This window comes from Pseudoalteromonas sp. CNAT2-18.1 (assembly GCF_022347865.1).
Classification (GTDB): Bacteria; Pseudomonadota; Gammaproteobacteria; order Enterobacterales; family Alteromonadaceae; genus Pseudoalteromonas; species Pseudoalteromonas ruthenica.
Window position 1 is genome coordinate 154,552 of sequence record NZ_JAKRFR010000006.1, and the last position, 19,642, is coordinate 174,193.

Below are 19,642 nucleotides of genomic sequence, written 5' to 3' on the forward strand. Positions count from 1 at the left end.
TCACTGGTCTCCCACTTTTGGCGTGTGCCATTCAAACGCTTTAAGCTGTTGTAAACAGAGCTTTTTAAAATAGCTGTGCTCGTTGTCACCTAACAAGTAAACGTCTTTATTTTCTAGCTTTCTTAGTAGCCAAGTGGCGAAATCGTGAGCTACTTCTTCTTGCCATTCGCGTTTTTCTCGTTCGGCTTGAAACGAGGCATTATCATTAAAAACATCAAGCCATAAGCAATGTGCTTTTTTCATTTTGACGTCTGTTGATGTTGCCCAGCCTGTTAACTCAGTTTGGTTTTGCAATAACGCGGCACGCTCAAATAAAGTATCTAAGATGGGTTGTGTGTACCAAAAATCGCGCTTGTAACGGGTTTTGAAATTACGGTCACTGTCTTTTAAGTTTGCTAAAAACGCCTTAAATTCTTTGACATTTTGTGCAGTTAGATAACTAAATTCACGATTAAAAAAGCTCGCTTGCTTTGAAGGTGCTTTAACTTGCCCTTGATAGCTTGGCGGCGCACAATTGAGCAAAAAGCTCTGTCCAAAACGCTCGCTATTTAACTGCGAAATATTTTGTGGTTTAGAGCCACCAAAATTCTGTACCGCAGTTTTGACAAAACTCACTGAATTTTGCGGGTGAACATGCCCTTTTTTTCGCGCCTCTTTTATCGCTTTTGCTTCTTCACCAAAACGCGTTTGAGTTACTGTGTTATGGAGTCTATGCGCCAGTGCTGATGATGTGAGTGGTATTAATAGATGATAGGCTTGATCTTCACTACTGTCTTGCGCCACTGGGTAATAAAGCTGTTTGGTTAAGGTATGCCCTGCGAGCTTGGCATCTCCTAAAGCTTCTTTAAAACCAGCTTGCCACTGACTTAACAACTGGTCATCATCCGTAAAAACGTTGAGCGCATTTACATTACCTGCTTGAAGTTGCGTTACTAAACTTACACTTGCTACTTCAATTTTTAGCAATTTAGCCACATCTAACGCTGCTGCATTACCAACGGCATCAATAGCCTTTTCTTTTAAACTAGCGGTCGTCACATAGCTGCCGTTCATTTCATGCTGGGTAACTAGCATACTGCTGGCTTTTGCATCACTGTGAGTAAATTTTGCGGCATGGGTTGCCACGCTAATTTGCTTGGCGCGTTTTGCTGCATCGGTTAACCAAACATCCGGTTTAAACGCAGCTTCTATTGGTGCAGCTTGTTCTGCATAATCGGCCTTGGCCTGTGCTATGGCAACAGGATCGTCGCTTTTTTCGAGCACTTTATTTAAGGCTTTTAAAAGTGGCTCGAGCTTAGTTTGCTTGCGCTGCTCGATATAATCGGCAATGGCATCGCTCAAGGTGCTGTCCATTCGTCTTCCTTCGTTGTTATATTCTGATAAATTCCCAGTTGGGGGTGCCAACTCCAAGTAATGGATTGCTCATTCTGCTCGGCACGTAAACTGACTTCGCCTAATTGTTCACTGGCTTTTTGTAAGGATAAATTAAGTGCGTCGGCGTAATATTGATAAACGCCTATAACACTGTGTGAAAACCACCAATGGCAACCAGCTGCCAAAGCTGTATCATATTGCAAAAAACGTGTTTGTTTGCTGACGTAACAATAAGGTTTTCTGCTGGTATCGAGTTGGCTCCAGCAAAGTATTTCTTCTTCAACACGTAAAATAAATGCTTCTTGTGGTTGCGACTTTCTAAACTCGGTTTGGCGAATAAATTCGGCGTTCCAATTCGCATCATACGATTTGCTTGATCGCCACCATAGATTGGCTTCTTTGTAGTTACGGTATAGTGGCAACTTGTACTTTTCGCCCATTGTTTTTTCTAACGTAAAACGCAGGGCACGATGCTCTTGTACTAAAAAGCTCGTTGTTTTATTCGCTTTTGTTTCGTTACTTTGGGGATCGAACATAAAGTCGCTCCCCTTAAATTCGGGCTCGACTATTCGAGATATCGCAGAAATATTGTCAAGTTCAGTACTGAGCAAGTTTTTAAGGTTATGATCGCCAAGTGGTAATGCTTTGCTTTCAAAACCGGGTTTACAATACGCCGAATTTTCCCCGTTAAGAGCTCGAATATTCTGCTCTAACACATACAAATTACTGTCGCTTGGCGTTTGCTGGCGATGGCGCTGAATACGACCTGCTAGTTGAATTAATGAGCGCATCGAGCTTGGCTCTGCAATCGCCCAGTCGTAATCATGATCACGACCGACTTCAACAACCGATGTACCTACCACCACAAATATCAAGTTATTTGCCTTACTGATTTTTAACGCTTGCTTGATTTCTGGCTGTTGCCAAAGGGCGTTTTCATCATGCCTTGATAATATATTATCGAGGCGGGTTTCTTTATAAGAGCGCAGCGCCAACGGGTATTGAGAGTGATATACACAGTAAAACACTTCATGATCTGGCATCGCCGGTGTGGCAAACAGTGCCTTTGCTGTCGCGACCATGGGATTAATATTCGCCATTCGCACCACACCAAGCGAGACCTGTTTACCACACGGGCTTTGACTGTGATGCTTTGCATGAAGTTTAAAAATGTTAGTGTAAATAGTGCTTGCAACTTGCTGATAAACGGTGTCAGTTTTATCAAACTCGATTGGCGCTATTTGGCCTTTTCTCAATACCTGCTGTTGTTTTTGTAGTTTTGTAATTCGCTTTTTAATATAGGTATTGTGCTGTTCTAGATAATTCTCGTTATTACTAATTTCTTTAGTGACACTCGAAAACTCATCGATCCATGCACACACTACAGTGCTATTTTGATTATCTCCAAACTGGGCTTGATTAAATTGTTCTCTACCACTTTGATACGCGTCAAATAGCGTTTTAATCAGCGCCGGTGGCAACGTGGCCGACGACAGTAATACGCGAGAGCCCAGCATACCAGCCCAGTTCACCAAACGGCACAATGCAGGTAAATCTTCTAACCCAAAATCATCGGGTTCGTCGAGTACCAAATCTGAAGTGAGCAAGCGCAACATAGGTGCTATTTGCTTACCTCCACGTTTACTTTCGGTGGCTGGCATTAAATGGTCGATGGTACTGACAACCACTGGGGCACTGACTAACTGTTCTAACTTAGGACTGCTACTTAACCAGTGTTTTAATCGCCCGTCGTAGATTTGGCCTTGGTAACTGACGAATAAATCAGCTAATAAATCTTCGGCAGATTCACTACCAGAGCCCATACTTTCTTGTTCTTTGCTTACCTGGTGCAGCGTTTTCACTGCCTGCGAGCCAACCAGTACACCTAATTCATCGTCACCTAACTTTAAAAGCGATTTGTATGCATCACCTGTTTGCAGCGTAAGCGTTCTTAACCCAAGTGCGACTGAAAATCGGCAGCCTTCTCTTTCATCTGACAGAGCGTACATAATACGGGCGTTTGCAATGGTTTTACCGCAGCCTGTTGATGCCATGTTCACTCCAAAAAAACCTTGTTTCTCGGTTGTTTTGGCAATTGTTTTAATTTCGCTAAACGCTTTGTCTTGCCAGCGGTACTTGGCCTGTGCAGCACTTTTCGTAAACAGCCTATGTTGCGTAATCGCAGGCAAGGTAAATTTAAGCGCAGGTAGGTTTTGAATAAAACGCTGGGCATTTGCAGCAACACCAATGTTGTGTTCATCAAGTTGCTGTTTGGCTTGTGCTTTATTTAAATTTGCAGTTTTATCTGTATTGGCAATAGGTTGATAATTTGGGTCGCGCCAAGCTGATTTGCACTTTTCAAAGGGCAATGATGAATAATAGTGATCAGCCAACATGAGGCTCATTCGCGCAATATGCGCAACGAAAGTTTGCCCAAGCCAATCCATATTCATTGCACCGATAGCAGGGTTCTTTAAGGCTCTTGTTGCAAGCTTTTTCGCTTTGATTTGCCAAGTTTGACTTACTAAAGGTGTACCAAATTCAAACTGCCAGTTTTGGGTAATAGCATCTTCACCATAGGCGCTTAGATCTAACGCATTGGCAGAGTTCCAATGACTTGCACCACAAGTATTTAACCATTGTTCCATTTGATCAATTTTTGCCACTTTGGTGTGATCTAATGGCAGCCTGTGATGCGATACCACTAACCAAGCGACGAGCTTTGCAAGTGGCGATAAATGCTCAAACACGCGCTGTTGTTTTTCATTATCTTTGCACATATTAGTGAGCATGAATTGCTCTAATTCACTCGCTTTACTAGGAGTGAGCATTGCAAGCTCAGTTAGCCAAACTTCATCCGCTTTATGTTTTACTAGTGCTTCAAATAACCTTAGCGATACCCATTCGTGACGATAAGGCTCACCTTTTTGCTTGGTTTTGCCCGCCAGTTTGGCCTGAAATAAGGTATTAGCTTTGCCAAAATCGTGGAATAACCCAGCAAGACTTGTTGCTAGTAAAATGATTTCATTCAACTGCCAACCTTGTTCCCATTCTTTGTGTTCAAGATTGAGCGAAGTTCTGTTAACCGGCACTACACCTTCCAAATTAAACTTATTCTTGTTGCCAATCACCCATAAAAATTGGCTGCGGGCGCGGCTTCTAATCCAATGGCAGCTCACAGCGGTACTGCGGCTGGCGGTTTTGCGCAGCATCTTTTTAACGGTATCGAGTCCGTCTTGGGTGATCACGGTTTGCCATGTATTATCGCCAATTCGATTGGCAAAGGCGTCGAGTACTCGCCGTGTTTTTTTGAGGGCGTTTTTTTCGCATTGAGAGACAAAGGTAACCATCATAATTGGTCACCCGCTGGGTTGTTTCCTATCGCATCAATTTGCTCTTCTGTTAAGTTTTGCAGTGCCACTTTCTTAACTTGCTCAAACATATAATCAAGCGCTTTGTGATCGGTAAAAGCTTGCAAAATTTGCTGGCGAAATTCTTGCTCCGTGGCATTTTCTTTGGCGCAGATAAATGCCCAAGGCAGCACCAGTGCATCTTTAATCAAATCGGCTATATCAAACACCAATGCACCGCGCCTAGTTTTGCCGTGCATGACGGCAAAGCCATGAGGAATACCAAGCACCCAAAGTGTGCAAGCGGCCAACCCATAAGCTAAGTAATTTCCGTGGTTTAAAAAGTCGTTGGCTTTGCCTATATCGAGTGTGCGGCTTGATTGGTGTTGACGTTTGAACCCTTCGTTTTGCGTTGCATCAGCGGCATATTTGTAAAGCACCTTGGTGAGCTGAGCTTCCGTTAGCAACAGTTCCTGCGAATTGATGGCTTTTTCAGTTCGGGTAAAAAAAGAGTTGAGCGCGTTTTGAATGGCGTTATCGTCAAAGTCAAAGCCCTCTGTTTTTAAGTCTCGGTCTTTTTGCCAAACGTGTTTTAGAAAGTCGATACGTGCATGCTGAAATGTTTTTGCCGCTGCCAAACGTTTGTCGTCATCAAACCAAAAGCCCATCCAGCCTTGTAAGTATTCTGTAGGGCGGTATTCGTTTTGTGGAGTAAACCATTCAATTTCATTGCCCATGTAAAGCGGCGTGCCCCCACCTCCACAAAAGCCGACCAGCACGCCAGCTTGCGCCAGCATACGCATTGCGGCTTGGGTGATAGATGTGCCATTGCCTAACAACAACACGGTTGTGTTGGCTATGGGAATGTTGAAGTAAAGGTTTTCTTTGGTGGCTTCAGTTAAATACAGCACACGACCATCTTTTTGCATTACTCGACAATATTCGAGGTAATACAAGTTGGCACGTTTTGAGTGTAAGATTGCTTTTAAATCTGAGGGGGCTAAGTCATCCATGAAAGGCCTTTTTAAAAGGGTTTAGTAGAAAATATTAATGCATTGCACTAAGTTAGGGTACTAGCCATCATTCGTCAAAATGTGGTGGAGGATGTTTGACTAGATTCTGTGAAAGTTTTTTAGAAATTTATTCTTCTTAGATTTTTATCATACTAGGTAACTAATATTAATAGAAAAATCTAATAGTCTTGTATGAAAAGTTGCTTTTAGTAGAAGTAGGGTTACTTCAAGCACACTATCGTGGATATGTTTTAACATTTTTGCGATCCACCGCTAAAACATCGACATTCAAGGGAATAGCAGGCTGTGTGTTTATTAGAAAAGCGCTCATTCTTTTAGCGCTAGACGGCGCTGCAGCTGAGTAAGCGCTGAATCTAAGCTTTTCATGGTCAAAGGTTTTTCCAGCAGTACCTCAAAACCCGCGTCTTTTGCGCGCTGCTTGGTTACACTGCACAGCTGCTTGACCATTAATATCAAGGGCGTTTGCTGATTAGTGCCTTGGTTATGCTGAATTTGATATGCGATGTTTATACCATCGGAGTCATCGAGGTTAATGTCCAGCACGATTAAATCAAATGCGTGTTGTTGTAATAATTTCAGTGCCTCGCGGCCATTAAGTACTTCGACCACCTGACACTGATAATGCGCTAAGCAGCGGGCGCTTAATTGCAACGACACTTCATCATGATCCACCAGTAAAACATTATTGACTTGCGCATCTTTGACGCAGGGCTGCACCGGCTCGTTTGAAGCTTTCGACGTATCAGCAGTGCCACCGCTTTGCTGACTGCTGCTGCGCAAGCACTGCTCCAGAAGATCTAAAGCTTGCTGCTGTAAATGTAGCAGCATAGGTCGTAACTCATTGGAGCATAGCCGCGAAAGCAGTGCCTTTACCTCTTTAACATCAACCTGTTCACCGTCATCACCCAAGTGCTGGGACTGGTCCATAATGTGCGCTTGTAATTCATTTATAGAGTGAGTAAATGCCTCTTTCAACGCTTTTTTATGTCGCAGCCCTTCAAGCATTTGCTGCTCTACCTTAGCGCTCAGGTGAAGCTGCTGAAAATGGGCCTTTTTAGCTTGCTTCGACGCTGCCATCACACCTAGTTGGCGCATTAAGGTGGTTGCAACTAATATCGGCCGATGTACCTCGTAGAGCGGGCGCACCACCACGTAGTCATCAATAGCGTCGATGGCAAACGCATGATAAGCGTCCGCTTCGTCTTTACGAGCAATAAGGTAGGCAACCTTAAAGGTGGGCGGCGTGCGCTGCATTGGCTCTAAATGGGTGTAATAAAACTGCAGCGCGTCGGCAAAATGCTCAAAAGACATAAACACAACTACAGCGGGAGATTGGCTCACAGCAATCAGTAGTTGCTGCTTATCACTGGTAACCAAAATATGGTCAAAGTGTCTGCTAAGCACATCAATCGCATGCTGGTCGATGTCTTTATCTGGGGTGTAAAGAATCACCGTGTAGTGCTGATGATTCTTTAAGTTGTCATACATAGCTCACCACTCCCAAGGCCCGCGTAAACGTTGCCACAAGTATAGTAGAGACGCCCTCAACTGCCTTTTTTAGCTCGCTGAGCTTGTATTAACAGCAGCTCTGCCTTAGCACCTAGATAAACGTACACGCCTAGCCCTATCAGCAACCCCATCACACTCAGCATCATCAGCAGCGCGGCGGTGGTGTACTCTGTCTGCCCCAAAGAAGCCTTGAACATGGTCAATAACGCTTCAATGGAGATGGCAATAAGGATGGTGGAAATAAATCGCGTAATTGTTCGTCGCGTAGAACTGTGACGGAAGATATCTTTGTGCATTAAAATTTCTTCCTCGAGGATGGTTTTACCTAAGTCAAATACTGATAACGCTAAGGTAATAAAGATAATAATGCCAAAAGGCTGCAGCGGATCGCTATCACCATTTAGGCTAAGCAGTAAGTGCCAAATTTCCATGCTAACGGTGTACATAAGCACTAATACCAGCGTAAATAAGCTCATAACAATGACACTGTAGCCGGCTTTAAATACGCCACTAAAACGGCTTCGAGAACGGTCCCCCATCACATACTCCACCAGCTGAGCGAGGTGAATATCAACCACTACATAGTCTTTGCTATCGCTACCTTGTTGGCAAGGGGCCATCACCGACACACATAGGTTGCCGGTGGCTAAAGAGATGTAAGGTTCGCTGAGTGTAAATTGACCCTGCTGCTGCGCCGTAAAGTAAGGCCGAGAGGCTCGGCTACACCCCTGCCCGTGCAGGGTATTCCCTTTGTTATCGATATTGGCACTCAGTTGCACCGCGTTGCTATCAAGTAAATAACACAGCTCAGCAAAATGGTAATGTTGGCATAGCTTTGCAAAAGCAAGGTGTGGCTGGTTTTGCCACTGCGGGTGGGCTTGCAAAGACTGAATAAGTGCATCGAGTAAGGGTGTGATGACGCTATGATGCTCTTGATAGCGTTCAATCACGCTCAGGTAACTAATGCCCATGTCGGTGCTCCTCAACCCCTTGCTTGGCAAAGACCGCCGCAGAATTAGTGCCAACTCTATTTTTCTTTTCGTGTTCAGTACCTTAAATTTTTATTCGCATAATCTGGTGCAGTCATTGCGCCATCAGTGCACAGCGCTGCTTCGAAATGGTGCACGGTCACAACTGCTCAGATAAAAGTAGCAAATTCATGCTCTATTTATATTTTTACCGCTATACTGAGCCCAGGTTTTGTCAAAGAGGAAGACACAATGAAGCAATTATTAGCTGTTATTACCGTTCTAGCCAGTGCCTTGGTACTGAGTGCTTGTGAAGATGCTAATGAAGCAAAAGAGCAAGCGAAAGACAGTGCGGCCGAAGCAAAAGAAGAGATCAGCCAAGCATGGGACTCTGCTGTTGCAGATGCTAAAGATCTTAGCGCGCAATTGCACGATGAGTCTTTCGGTGAGCAACTTGATGAGCTTGTTAACGAAACACAAGCACTTGTTGCCGTAGCCAGTGAAGAAGGAAAAACACATTTAGATAATTTAGTTGCCGATTCTAAAGATCTAGCCCAGCAAGCTTGGGAAGAGTCAAAAGAAGGTGCCGGTGAATTATCAGAAGAAACAAAAGAAAAGATTGAAGAGCTGAAAGAAAAAATTCGCGCTAAACGCGAAGAGTTAGAAGCGAATCAATAACAGCCACAGTTCAACATTGTGATGCACCAAAACCCAGCCTAGCGCTGGGTTTTTTATTGTTTGCTGTGTTAGCGCCATAGAGTACATCCATTTACTTCGCTAAATCATTAAGTTAGGATTTTGCATACAATTTTTTGCTCACTACAACAGGGATAATGTTATGAATAAGCTCCTGTGTGCCTTGCTTGGTGCTACCTGCCTGAATGCCCATGCCGACAATCGTCCTTTTGAACACCCAATGGACTTTTATCTTGGTAGCGATTATCAATTAATGGATTTAAAGACTGTCGGCACGCCCGGACAAGCAGATTTTAGCCACGTTAATTTACGCGGTGGTGTATTTATCTTTGAACAAATTGCGTTGGAGGCACAGCTGGGTGTCTACGACAATGATGACATGGTTGAGGGTACCACTTATGAGTTAAGCGCTAACCGCGCATTGTTTGTGCGTTTACTCACCCCTCGCCATCGTGGTTTTGCCTTTGATTTAGGATTAGGCTATGCCCACACCGAAGTAGATTTAACTAATCAAGCACTTAACCAAAGTATCTCTGACGATGGCTTTGCCTATTCTGCACGCATTGACTACGCCGTGAACCCTAACTGGCATGTTGCGCTTGATTACACATCACGTGATTTAGGTAACGAAGTTGAGCTCGACAGCTACGGTTTAGGCGTGAGTTATCATTTTTAACCCCTTGTATAAAGGGCCCACTATCTTGCCATGGGCGCTGCGTTCCTAGCATAGCCTGTTGGCGAAATTTAGGTTACATCTTGTTACCCACTTTAGATACAATTTTGATACACTGCTGTGGATCATCTCGAGAAGGAAGACACAATGAAAAAGCAACTGCTGTGCTTAGGCTTGGCGCTCGCGTGCAATTACGCTCACGCCAATGAATATTATATCGGTGCAGATTATCTGCAACTAAGCACCGATTTTGATGGCAATAGCGCCTCCCCCACGGTGAACAATATTAAGCTAGGTGCTGAACTTTACAATGGTATTTTCCTTGAGCTTCAAGGCGGAGTGAGTAGCAGCGACGACGATCTTCTAGGTGTCACCACGGACATCGACCAAAATTACAGCGCATTTTTTCGCTTTCGCTCACCGAATTACGATGGTTTTAGCGTCGATTTAGCCTTAGGTTATGCGCGTACCGAAGTGCTCTTCAGTGGCAAGCCCAGTGTCTATGATGGCTTAGAAGAATTCTCAGGCTTTGCTTGGGGAGGCAGAGTAAATTATGACCTTCCCTATAATTTTCGTATTAATGCCGATTACCAACAGCGTTATAACAAAGACGATATCCTCATTGACGCGTGGGGCGTTGGTCTGAGTTATGTTTTTTAAGGATAAAGCAATGAATAAAACTCTATTGGCAAGCAGCCTGCTTTTAAGTTTAGGCATGCTCAGTGGCTGCAGTGACAATGACAATGCCAGCAGCATTAACACCGCATTCGAGAAAGAGCGCCAAAGACAATCTGGTGAACTTATTGAAAGCATTTCCATTACTGGCGGTGGCATTCGTATTGAACCTGGTGATGAGCTGCAACTCAAGGTCACTGGGGTGGACTCAAAAGGCGACTCTCGCGACATAACCAAAGAGGTGACATGGCAATCCTCACACCCTGATTTTGCGAGCATTAATGACCAGGGTAAAATCACCGCTAAAGCTCAAAGTGACACTGAACAAGGCCTAGTCACCTTCACTGCGACAACCATCAATGACGTTAGTGAAAGCATCGAAGTATCTATTAAAGACATTCAAGTAGCGAGCCTGACCTTGAGCGCAAACAGTGCCCGTGCTTATGCCTGTCAACCAAACACAATTACCACCGCCGTCACCTATGATGATGGGTATCAAGGCACCGTGGATAACAACAAGCTGACCTGGGAAGTGGCAGGCAGCGCCACGGCTTACATCAATGATTTTGGTGTTTTATATACCTCAGATAGCAGTGGTGATGACCTTCAAGTGCGCGCCTCCTACGCACAAGCAAACAGTAACCAGCTCAGTTTCACAACCGCGCCAACACAAATCACCAGCATTCGTTTTGTCGATAGCGACGAGCAGAGCTATGAGTCTTTAGACCTTGATTTAGGTGAGCGCGAAACCTTGCAAGTGCGTGGCACACTTAACGAGCAAAGTGTTGATGTTACGCCAGGTGTGAACTGGGCTGAAAATAACAACGCTATCGCCTATATCGAAACAAACCCAAGATTCAGTGGCGCCGTATTGGCAACAGAAAAAGGGGATGGGTTGGTGTATGCGAGCTGCTCAGACTCTGTACAAGACTCCATCAGCCTGTCAGTCACTTCTGCGCAAGAAGGTGAGTTATCTGCTATTTTTATAAACGACAATAGCGAAACTATCAGCTTAAATGCAGGTGAAAGCACCGAAATACGTGTGTATGCGGATTACACTGGTTTTAGCGACAACATTAACGTCACCGATGCCAGTACGTGGATTATCAATAACAACTTGGTCACCGCTACCTTAAATAAGCGCGCAAGTGACGAAGTGTATTTGAATGTCACTGCAAAGCCGGATGTCAGCGGTGATGCGCTCATGACATTCGGGTTTCTCGAACAAGAACAAAGCGTTATTTTTGAAATTAGCAACTAACTCCTAGTCGTTAACTAAAGGCGCCCAGTTGGGCGCTTTTTTATTACCTGCTAACCCATACGTTGCACATATTCCAACGCCGTCATGCGGTGATAAGTCACCTGTGCATGTGCTACTTGCACTGGTTCAGGGTCAACAACCTCAACATCAATGCCTCTGCTTCGGGCAATCTCTAATGCCATTTGCGTAATATTGACGCTGAACGAGGTACCAATAAACACGATTTTATCCGCTGATAGCATGCGTTGCTGAGCCTCGGTAATACCATATAGGTCGGTGTAATACTCATCAAAGAGCAGTACCAAAGGTTTGTAAGAGTGGTATAGCTGGGGCTTTTCACCGTCAATGGCAAAGGCCGTCAGCAACGAAGCATGGAGGTTCCCCTCATCAATGCTCTCCCAAGGCGCTGGGTGTGTCGTCACCGCCTCTCCTTGGTTATGAAATTCGGTCATTAAATCTAAGCGCCCGTGAATAGCGATATAATTGTTGTTCCCCGCCTTGGCATCTAAGCCATCAATATTTTGAGTGATCAGATTTTTATCGCTGAGCCAGTGATGCACATCATTCGGGCCATGATGGCGGTACGTAGCAAAACGATGATAATACCAGGCTAAAAACTCCTTGGGATTATGTTGGTACATGGCCCGAGTTGCCATTTCCATAGGCGTGTAGTGTGCGCTGCCGATGCTCCAGAACCCATCCTCACCACGAAAGGTGGGAATACCGCTAGCGGCGCTAACCCCGGCACCGGTGATGTATAAAGTGTTACTCATGCTGATTTTACATTCGCTTTTGTTTTTGCCTGGCACAACCGACTAAGCAAGGGGCAGGTGCACACGAACTACTAAGCCACCGTGGTGGCGATTGTGTAAACTGATGTCACCATGATGCGCCTCGCAAATTTCACGACACAGCGCTAAGCCTAGCCCTGACCCCGAACTTTTAGTGGAGTAAAAGGGCACCAACGCACTGGCCATCACGGCTTCTGACATGCCTTTACCGCGATCGCGAACCAGTATTTCCTGCTGCGCCTCGCTACAATTCACCTCAACACTGATATCTGCCTCTGGAGAGCCTGATTCATGGGCATTTTTGAGCAGGTTAATAAGCAATTGCTCAAGCTGAGTATCATCGCCATAGCCCTGCTCTGGCAATTCCCCTAGCAGTGTAAAAGCCCATTGCTGCGTAAGCCCTTGCATCATATTGTGCCAGCTGAAATGTTTCATCTGCGGTTGTGGTAATTTAGCGAACCGCCCATACCCTTGAACAAACTCACTGAGTTTACCGATTCGCTCGTCAATCGTTGTAAATACCCGCGCTAAACGGGTGTCTTCAATGCCTTGTGCCAACAACTGCCCAGAGTGCAACATGGATGATACCGGCGCGAGGGAGTTATTGAGTTCGTGGCTAATTACTCGGATCACCTTTTTCCACACTTGCACTTCTTGGCGTGAGATCTCCCGTGTCATGGGCTTGAGTATATACAAGGTATGAGCTTGATTGTTGAGCAAGAAGTGTCCGGTGGCTAAGTGCCATGTTTGTCGCTGCTCATGTTGCTGTTCAACACTAAATAAGCCCTCTTTCCCTGCCTGCAAAGCTTGCGCTAACCCGTTTGGCATGCGCGCAAACAATACCGATAATTGCTCACCCTCAACGCGTAAATCGGCAAACAATAAGCTCCTAGCGCTGTGGTTACTGTACACCACCTGCTGTTTGTCATTCACTAATAACAGCGCTTGCGGCGAGCTATGCAGAACCTTATCGAGCATCAATTCTCGTTGGTATATCCATTGCCGCTCTTGATGTAATTTGCTCGCGGTTTCATTGTAAAGCCGACACAAATCGCCCAGCTCATCATTTTTGTTATAAGCCAAAGAGGTGGAAAAATCCCCATCCTTAAAGTTCAACAACCCCGACTCTATAGCCTGGAGCCCTTTCACTCTGGGTGTGACCACATAATGTATAAACATGGCTTGCAGCGCGCCAAGCACGACGGCTAAGAGCAACGCCTGCAACACCGATAACAACCCTAGCAATACCCCAGCTACAACCGGCGCACAAACAAACAAGCTCAGCCATGAGCTCAGCTGCCAGGTAAGGCGACTGGTGGGTGAAGTTAACAGGGCCATTAGTATTCAATACCAAATTTCTGCATACGCCGATACAACGCTTGTCGCGATAAACCAAAATCCCGTGCCACTTTGGCCACCACGCCTTGATGTAGACGCATAGAGTGCTCAATGTCCTGCTTCGAGGGCTCATGTTTTTGCATCTGTGCTTGCTCAGCACTTTGCAAAGCAAAATCATCTGCCTGTAATTCACCTTGCGGCTTAAGCACTGCTATACGCTTACAGGCGTTTTCCAACTCGCGTACGTTTCCTGGCCAACTATGATGACGCAGCGCCTGCTCGGCATGAGGACTCAGCTCTCGTCCTGGCAAAAAGTGCGCAATTAAAGCTGGGATATCATCTTGGCGTTGGCACAAAGGTGGCACCGCTAATTCAATGACATTGAGACGATAATATAAGTCTTCGCGAAAACGCCCTTGCTGAATATCACTGCGCAGGTCTGCATTGGTCGCGGAGATCACCCGCACCGAGACCTTACGGGTTTGCGTGGAGCCAACGCGTTCAAATTCACCACTTTGCAGCACACGCAACAATTTCATTTGCCCATCGAGTGATAGGTTACCTATTTCATCAAGGAACAAGGTGCCCCCATCTGCGGCTTCAAAGCGTCCTATGCGTGTGGTTTTGGCTCCGGTAAATGCGCCGGCTTCAGCGCCAAATAATTCCGCTTCAATTAAGTCGCTAGGCAGCGCCCCGGCATTCACTTTAATAAAGGGCTGTGCTTTGAGTACAGAGTTCCGGTGCACAATCTCAGCAATGCCTTCTTTACCACTGCCATTCGCTCCCGTGATAAGCACAGGCACATCAGCATGGGCCACCTGCAACGCCATATCCACAACCCGCTGCATTGCAGCACTGGCAAATACCAACCCGGCTAAATCAGCGCCAGCATGAGCTTGGCTGCGCTCTTGGGCTTGGCGTTTAAAGGTTGCATTCTCACTGGCGGCTTCGCCCAGCGCGACAAGGTTTTCGATGGTCGTTAACAGCTTTTGGTCATCCCAAGGCTTACCAATGTAGTCGGCTGCGCCGGCTTTGACTAATTCCACTGCGGTACTGAGCTCGGTCCAAGCGGTGATCAAGACCACCGGAAGGTGTGGGTTGATTTCTCGCAACTGATAAAACAGCGCTCTGCCCTCCTCACCTGAGGTGGTGTCGGCACTGAAGTTCATATCCTGTAAAACTAAAGCAATGCGTTGATAGCGAACGATATGCAGCGCCTCGGTGGGCGTTTCACAGACCACGGGATGATAACCATGAATCTCCAGTAGCAGCGACAATGCTTCCAACACTGCGGTGTTATCGTCAACGATGAGTATCTTTTTCATATTATCCATAATGTGGCGGCGCACCTATCGGCGCCGCTTGTTATTGTAATTATATAGACCGCGTAGCGATGCTGGGTTCGATATTGGCGGCCCGCTGAGCCGGCGCCCAAGCGGCAATCAAACTCATTATGAGCATAAAAGTGGCACTCGCCAAGACAAAAGTCCACGATAGACTGGGCAGAGAAAAGACCGTCATAAGCTGCTGCCCTAATAACATGGCCAGACCCGCTCCAAGAACAATACCGACACTGGCAACCAATGCATTCTCGACCAAGAAGTAACGAACAATGGCCGAGCGTCTTGCACCTAAGGCGCGACGCGTACCGATTTGTTTAGTGCGTTTGGAGATATTAAACAGCGTTAAGCCAAAAATACCTAGCGCAGTAACCAGTACTAAGACCACAATTAACACGATCAGCATACGCATGACCAGCCTATCACGTGCCATGTAAGCGGCTTTGCTTTCATCTAATCCCTCAATACGATAGATCACGCGCTGAGATTCGTTGTTAAGTAACAGCTCTTCGATTTGTGCCATTACCTGTGCACGCTTGTGGGGCTGGGTGCGGACTATGAACTCAGCTCGCGAGTCGGCATAATTAAACGGGAAGAAAATCACATTGGCCGGGCGACTATCATCAAGCCACGGGCCTTTAATGGTATCGATAACACCGATTATTTTCAGTGCGCCTTGCCCTTGATAAACGGTTTTCCCAAGCGCTGACTCATCAGGAAACATCTCCTCGGCCAAATCTTTGGTGACAATGGCTGTGGTTGGCAAATTGTCGCGATTATCACTGTGCACGACTTCATCAGCACGGAAGTTACGCCCAGCAATCAAGGTGGCACCTAGGGTATTAAGGGCGCTGTCGCTGGTAAGCTGATACGCTGCACGCACACCACGGCCCATCTCTGGCGGTGGCGAAGTGTGCATACTGCTCGAGTCACCACTGCCGGACAGTGGCACCCAGTTAGTCATCGCCACATCAACCACACCATCAACAGAGCGGATCGCCTGTTCATCCAAGGCGTATTGCTGAACCAGGTTGATATCAGGGTCAAAGTTATTCACTCGAAAACTAAAAATAGCCGACTCGTCATAGCCAGTAGGTTGATTCAAATAGGCGAGACGGTCGCTTATCATAAACGCCGCGTTACTGACGATAGCCAAGGTGATGGCTACCTGTACCAGTAGTAACACAGCACCAATTTTTGAGCGCAGTAATGCGTTTATCATGGGTTTTAATTCTGACATGCTCTAGCTCCTACTGCGTTTTCAGATAATAAGCGGGGTTGGTTCGACACACCTGCCAGGCCGGTAACAAGCCAGCGACGACACACGCGATAATGGCAATGACTGGCGCACTGATAAGCATGAACCCATCCATGGTAGCCAAGTCACTGTAGGCGCTGTAACTTTCTCGCACGCCCCAGAGGCTCAACTGTGCCAGACAAATACCGAGCACACCGCCTAAGCTGCCAAGCAAGGCAACCTCGACCAAATGCTGCATAAATACTTGTGTTTTGCTCGCTCCCAAGGCTCGGCGCACACCCACTTCGGGTGCCCTACGCATAAACTTAGCGAGCAGTAGACCGAGGATATTCGCCAAGCAAACAGCCAAGAACATAAAGCTTAATAACACTAAAATTTTATTGTCTTCGCTGACGACCTTGTTGTACGTCATCCACTGATTCACATCACGCAAAGAAAACTTCGGATGCTCTCGCGTGAACCGCCCCAGTTGCTTTTGCTGGTCGATATAATTGCGCAAATAATCGCTGTATTGCTGCTTTTGCTCATCATTATCGAGCTCGACCCAATATTGCAGCCAATAAATCTCCGAATTCAATTTATCTTGATAGCTTTTGATCTCTTCGCGTTTCCAACCGTTGGAGTTCCCCCATGAGGGCAATTCCAGCTCACGAATTAAAGAGAACGGCACAAAAATGCGTTCTGGCTTGCGAAACGCGCCATTATTCAAATCGTAAAATTTGATATGACGGGTGACTGGCGCAACAACTCCCACCACTTCAAACACATGATTGTCGAGGTATAAGGTTTTTCCCACTGGACTTTGCTGGCCGTAAAGTTCTTCGCTCAAGCTACGTTCAATGACCACCTGTTTCATTGCGTCTTTGTCCGCCTGCTCGCGCCATGCTCCACCATGCACAAACTGGGCGTTAAACATGCTGAAGAAGTCGCGACTCGTCGCTCTTGCCCCCATCAGTTGTGGCTTGGTACGCGCATCTCCAAGATGTACGGCAAAACCTGTGCGCAACATTGGCGCTTGCGCTTTCGCTGCACGGTCTTGGTATAGATTTTCTGCATCTGGGAAAGACAGTTGATAAGGCAAATCATCGCTGGTCCACCAGCCGTCGCCATCGTCCATAGACTGCAATTGCACGGCAAACAGTTGCTTGCTTTTTGCCGGAATAGGGTCGGCGCTCATCATGTGATACACCGATAAAGTCGTCATCGTTACACCGATGCCAATGGCGATAGCCAACACCATCAAGGTGCTTACCATGGGGGTACGCTTGAGCGAGCGCCAACTTAAATCAATATAGTGCCAAAACATCATTAGCCCCCTACAGCCTGTTGAGCAATATCGCCGGCACTGCTTGCGCTACTAGGTCGGCCTTGATACAGACTAAAATCAGCAAGTTGGCCATCGACGACCTGAATATTGCGCGGCGCTCGGCGTGCCAACTCCGGATCATGAGTAACCATAACAATGGTCGCCCCTTCACGGTTAATATCTTCAAGAATTTCCATGACCTGACGCGCCATTAAACTATCTAGGTTTCCGGTTGGTTCATCGGCGAGTAGAAAGCGCGGTTCGCCGGCCAACGCCCGAGCGATCGCGACACGCTGCTGCTGCCCCCCAGAGAGCTGTTGGGGTAGATGTTTAGCGCGAGCACCGAGGCCTACCAGCTCAAGACACCGCTCTATGCGCTTTTTACGTTCTGCGGCTTTAATACCGCGATATCGCAATGGCACTTCCACATTTTCATACAAGTTCAAATCTGGGATAAGGTTAAATCCTTGGAAAATAAAGCCAATTTTTTGGTTTCGTAAATCAGCTCGTTGATTGTCGTTCAAACCACCCACATCCACACCGTCGAGCTGATACTGACCGCTAGAGAACGGCTCTAACATCCCGGCGATGTTTAAAAACGTGGTTTTACCGCTGCCGCTCGGCCCAGTGACAGCGATAAATTCACCCTGCTCAACATTAAGGTTGAAATCCCGTAGGGCGTGGGTTTGCACCATATCCGTTTGATATACCTTGTTGATATTATTCATTTTAATCATTTTTATATCCTTTTATAAAAGCGCTTAACGTAGCAATACACGTTGCGCTTGGTTAAATACATCATAACTGGACACCACGAGTTCATCGCCTTGCTGTGCCCCTGCGGTGAGCTCGACCGCCGCCATACTGCTCGCTCCTGTTTGAATTTGAATTCGTTCAGCCACGTCGCCATTGACGCGATAGGCCACAAAGCCGCCTTGATTTATAAATGCCCCACGACGCACCATCAATACATCTTCACGGTTTTCTAGGAGAATGCGTGCCGATATCCGTTGGTTTTGACGAATGCGCAAGCCCTCACGCTGGGTAAAACGCACTCGGGCGCTCACTTGGCGATCTTTCACTTCAGGAGAGATAGACACCAGCTCCCCCATCAGCTGCTCAGAGCCAATACTGAGTTCGACCTCAAGGCCTAAGCCAAGCTCATTGGCATAGCTTTCAGGTACCTGTAATTCGGCCTCAAAAGCGCTTAAATCAACCAACGTCATCAGTGCCTGGCTCGGAGCCACAGCTGCTTGCTGTTGGACAAAGTGGTTACCCACCACCCCGCTGACCGGCGCAACAATCGCTAATTCGCGCACTTTACGACTGATGTCATCAACAACAAGCTGCTGCCTGGTGACATCGCTGTGTGCTGACTTTAATTCGAATGCTAAGGTGTCTTCGCCAATTTGTACTTCTTGCTGAGCATGTTTATAGGCCAATTTGGCACGCGCTAATTCATCTTGTGCCTGTTCCATATCAATTTGGCTGATAAGATTGTCTTTAATAGAGATAAGCGCTCGACGATGCTCACGTTTAGCCGCATCTAAAGTCACTTTGGCCATATCCAGCGTGCGCATAAGTGCGAGTTTATCGCGGCGCACCTGTAATTCTTTGCGCGAAAGCTCATCTTCTAAACGCTGAAGCTCAGACTGCTGTTGTTTTAAGTTGTTGGCCAGCTCGGGGCTTTTAACTCGCGCCACGACCTGCCCCACGGCAATGGTATCGCCGGGGTTGACCAGCAGTTCCACATAGCCCTGCGTTGGGCTATATACTTGCGGGGCATTGGCCGCGACGATAAACCCTGTGGTAGCGATATCGCGAACCAGGTTGCCCCGCTCGACGGTGGCAATTTTGACACTCTCTCGGGCAATGGAATGGCTGGTATTAGACTGGGGACTAGCAAAGGTATAGAGCGCTGCGGCGATGACTAATACGCTGATAAGACCAATCAATAAGGGTTTGTATGAGCGCTGGCGCTCTTTCACAACAGTGTCCTGTACTTGGGTATCGCGGATCATGACTGCGCCTCCCCGACCAACAGACAGTTACTGTGTAACCAGGTGCTG

The 19,642-nt window shown here is 46.7% G+C and carries 16 protein-coding genes; 4 read left to right on the forward strand and 12 right to left on the reverse strand.

What is annotated here, in order from left to right:
- The 5 genes from csy1 to MHM94_RS14425 all read right to left on the reverse strand — a co-directional run bounded on the left by csy1 (window position 1) and on the right by MHM94_RS14425 (window position 8,238).
- Window positions 1-1,353: a type I-F CRISPR-associated protein Csy1 gene (csy1, locus tag MHM94_RS14405; RefSeq protein ID WP_235419685.1), complete on the reverse strand. Its 1,353-nt coding sequence runs from the start codon at window positions 1,351-1,353 to the stop codon at window positions 1-3.
- Window positions 1,338-4,727: a type I-F CRISPR-associated helicase Cas3f gene (gene cas3f / locus MHM94_RS14410; RefSeq protein WP_235419686.1), complete on the reverse strand. Its 3,390-nt coding sequence runs from the start codon at window positions 4,725-4,727 to the stop codon at window positions 1,338-1,340. Before cas3f ends, csy1 begins: the two co-directional genes overlap by 16 nt.
- Window positions 4,724-5,737 (reverse strand): type I-F CRISPR-associated endonuclease Cas1f, encoded by a 1,014-nt coding sequence (cas1f, locus tag MHM94_RS14415; RefSeq protein ID WP_235419687.1) that lies wholly within the window; start codon window positions 5,735-5,737, stop codon window positions 4,724-4,726. Before cas1f ends, cas3f begins: the two co-directional genes overlap by 4 nt.
- A 327-nt stretch (window positions 5,738-6,064) precedes the next feature.
- Window positions 6,065-7,246 carry a response regulator gene (locus MHM94_RS14420; protein ID WP_235419688.1) on the reverse strand — a complete coding sequence of 394 codons (1,182 nt, stop codon included), beginning with the start codon at window positions 7,244-7,246 and terminating at the stop codon, window positions 6,065-6,067.
- 56 nt (window positions 7,247-7,302) lie between these two features.
- A complete protein-coding gene (locus tag MHM94_RS14425) occupies window positions 7,303-8,238 on the reverse strand; it encodes a general glycosylation pathway protein (protein WP_235419689.1) in 936 nt (311 codons plus the stop codon).
- 249 nt (window positions 8,239-8,487) lie between these two features.
- On the opposite strand from MHM94_RS14425, the gene MHM94_RS14430 reads away from it, so the two are divergent.
- The 4 genes from MHM94_RS14430 (at window position 8,488) to MHM94_RS14445 (ending at window position 11,540) form a co-directional block, all read left to right on the forward strand.
- Window positions 8,488-8,913, forward strand: a complete 426-nt coding sequence (locus MHM94_RS14430; protein ID WP_235419690.1) for a hypothetical protein — start codon at window positions 8,488-8,490, stop codon at window positions 8,911-8,913.
- Between the two features lie 160 nt (window positions 8,914-9,073).
- On the forward strand, window positions 9,074-9,607 hold the full coding sequence (locus MHM94_RS14435; protein ID WP_151172974.1) for a porin family protein: 534 nt from the start codon (window positions 9,074-9,076) through the stop codon (window positions 9,605-9,607).
- 144 nt (window positions 9,608-9,751) lie between these two features.
- Window positions 9,752-10,264 carry an outer membrane beta-barrel protein gene (locus tag MHM94_RS14440; RefSeq protein WP_045978143.1) on the forward strand — a complete coding sequence of 171 codons (513 nt, stop codon included), beginning with the start codon at window positions 9,752-9,754 and terminating at the stop codon, window positions 10,262-10,264.
- 10 nt (window positions 10,265-10,274) lie between these two features.
- On the forward strand, window positions 10,275-11,540 hold the full coding sequence (locus MHM94_RS14445; RefSeq protein ID WP_235419691.1) for a hypothetical protein: 1,266 nt from the start codon (window positions 10,275-10,277) through the stop codon (window positions 11,538-11,540).
- 50 nt (window positions 11,541-11,590) lie between these two features.
- Here the strand turns inward: MHM94_RS14445 and MHM94_RS14450 are convergent, their stop codons facing one another.
- Genes MHM94_RS14450 through MHM94_RS14480 form a run of 7 tightly spaced genes read right to left on the reverse strand, consistent with a single transcriptional unit; the run spans window position 11,591 to window position 19,594 of the window.
- A complete protein-coding gene (locus MHM94_RS14450; RefSeq protein WP_235419692.1) occupies window positions 11,591-12,313 on the reverse strand; it encodes a Sir2 family NAD-dependent protein deacetylase in 723 nt (240 codons plus the stop codon).
- Window positions 12,314-12,355: 42 nt separating this feature from the next.
- On the reverse strand, window positions 12,356-13,669 hold the full coding sequence (locus tag MHM94_RS14455; protein WP_235419693.1) for an ATP-binding protein: 1,314 nt from the start codon (window positions 13,667-13,669) through the stop codon (window positions 12,356-12,358).
- On the reverse strand, window positions 13,669-14,994 hold the full coding sequence (locus MHM94_RS14460; RefSeq protein ID WP_152441464.1) for a sigma-54 dependent transcriptional regulator: 1,326 nt from the start codon (window positions 14,992-14,994) through the stop codon (window positions 13,669-13,671). The genes MHM94_RS14455 and MHM94_RS14460 overlap by 1 nt, the downstream gene beginning before the upstream one ends.
- A gap of 49 nt (window positions 14,995-15,043) precedes the next feature.
- Entirely contained in the window at window positions 15,044-16,249 is a 1,206-nt protein-coding gene (locus MHM94_RS14465) for an FtsX-like permease family protein (RefSeq protein ID WP_138547855.1), read from the reverse strand.
- 10 nt (window positions 16,250-16,259) lie between these two features.
- Window positions 16,260-17,573, reverse strand: coding sequence for an ABC transporter permease (locus tag MHM94_RS14470; RefSeq protein ID WP_235419797.1), 1,314 nt, complete (start codon window positions 17,571-17,573; stop codon window positions 16,260-16,262).
- Window positions 17,574-17,575: 2 nt separating this feature from the next.
- The gene (locus tag MHM94_RS14475; RefSeq protein ID WP_138547854.1) at window positions 17,576-18,310 is read right to left on the reverse strand and encodes an ABC transporter ATP-binding protein; all 735 of its coding nucleotides are present in this window, start codon (window positions 18,308-18,310) and stop codon (window positions 17,576-17,578) included.
- 24 nt (window positions 18,311-18,334) lie between these two features.
- Window positions 18,335-19,594 (reverse strand): HlyD family efflux transporter periplasmic adaptor subunit, encoded by a 1,260-nt coding sequence (locus MHM94_RS14480; RefSeq protein WP_235419694.1) that lies wholly within the window; start codon window positions 19,592-19,594, stop codon window positions 18,335-18,337.
- Window positions 19,595-19,642: the final 48 nt, after the last annotated feature.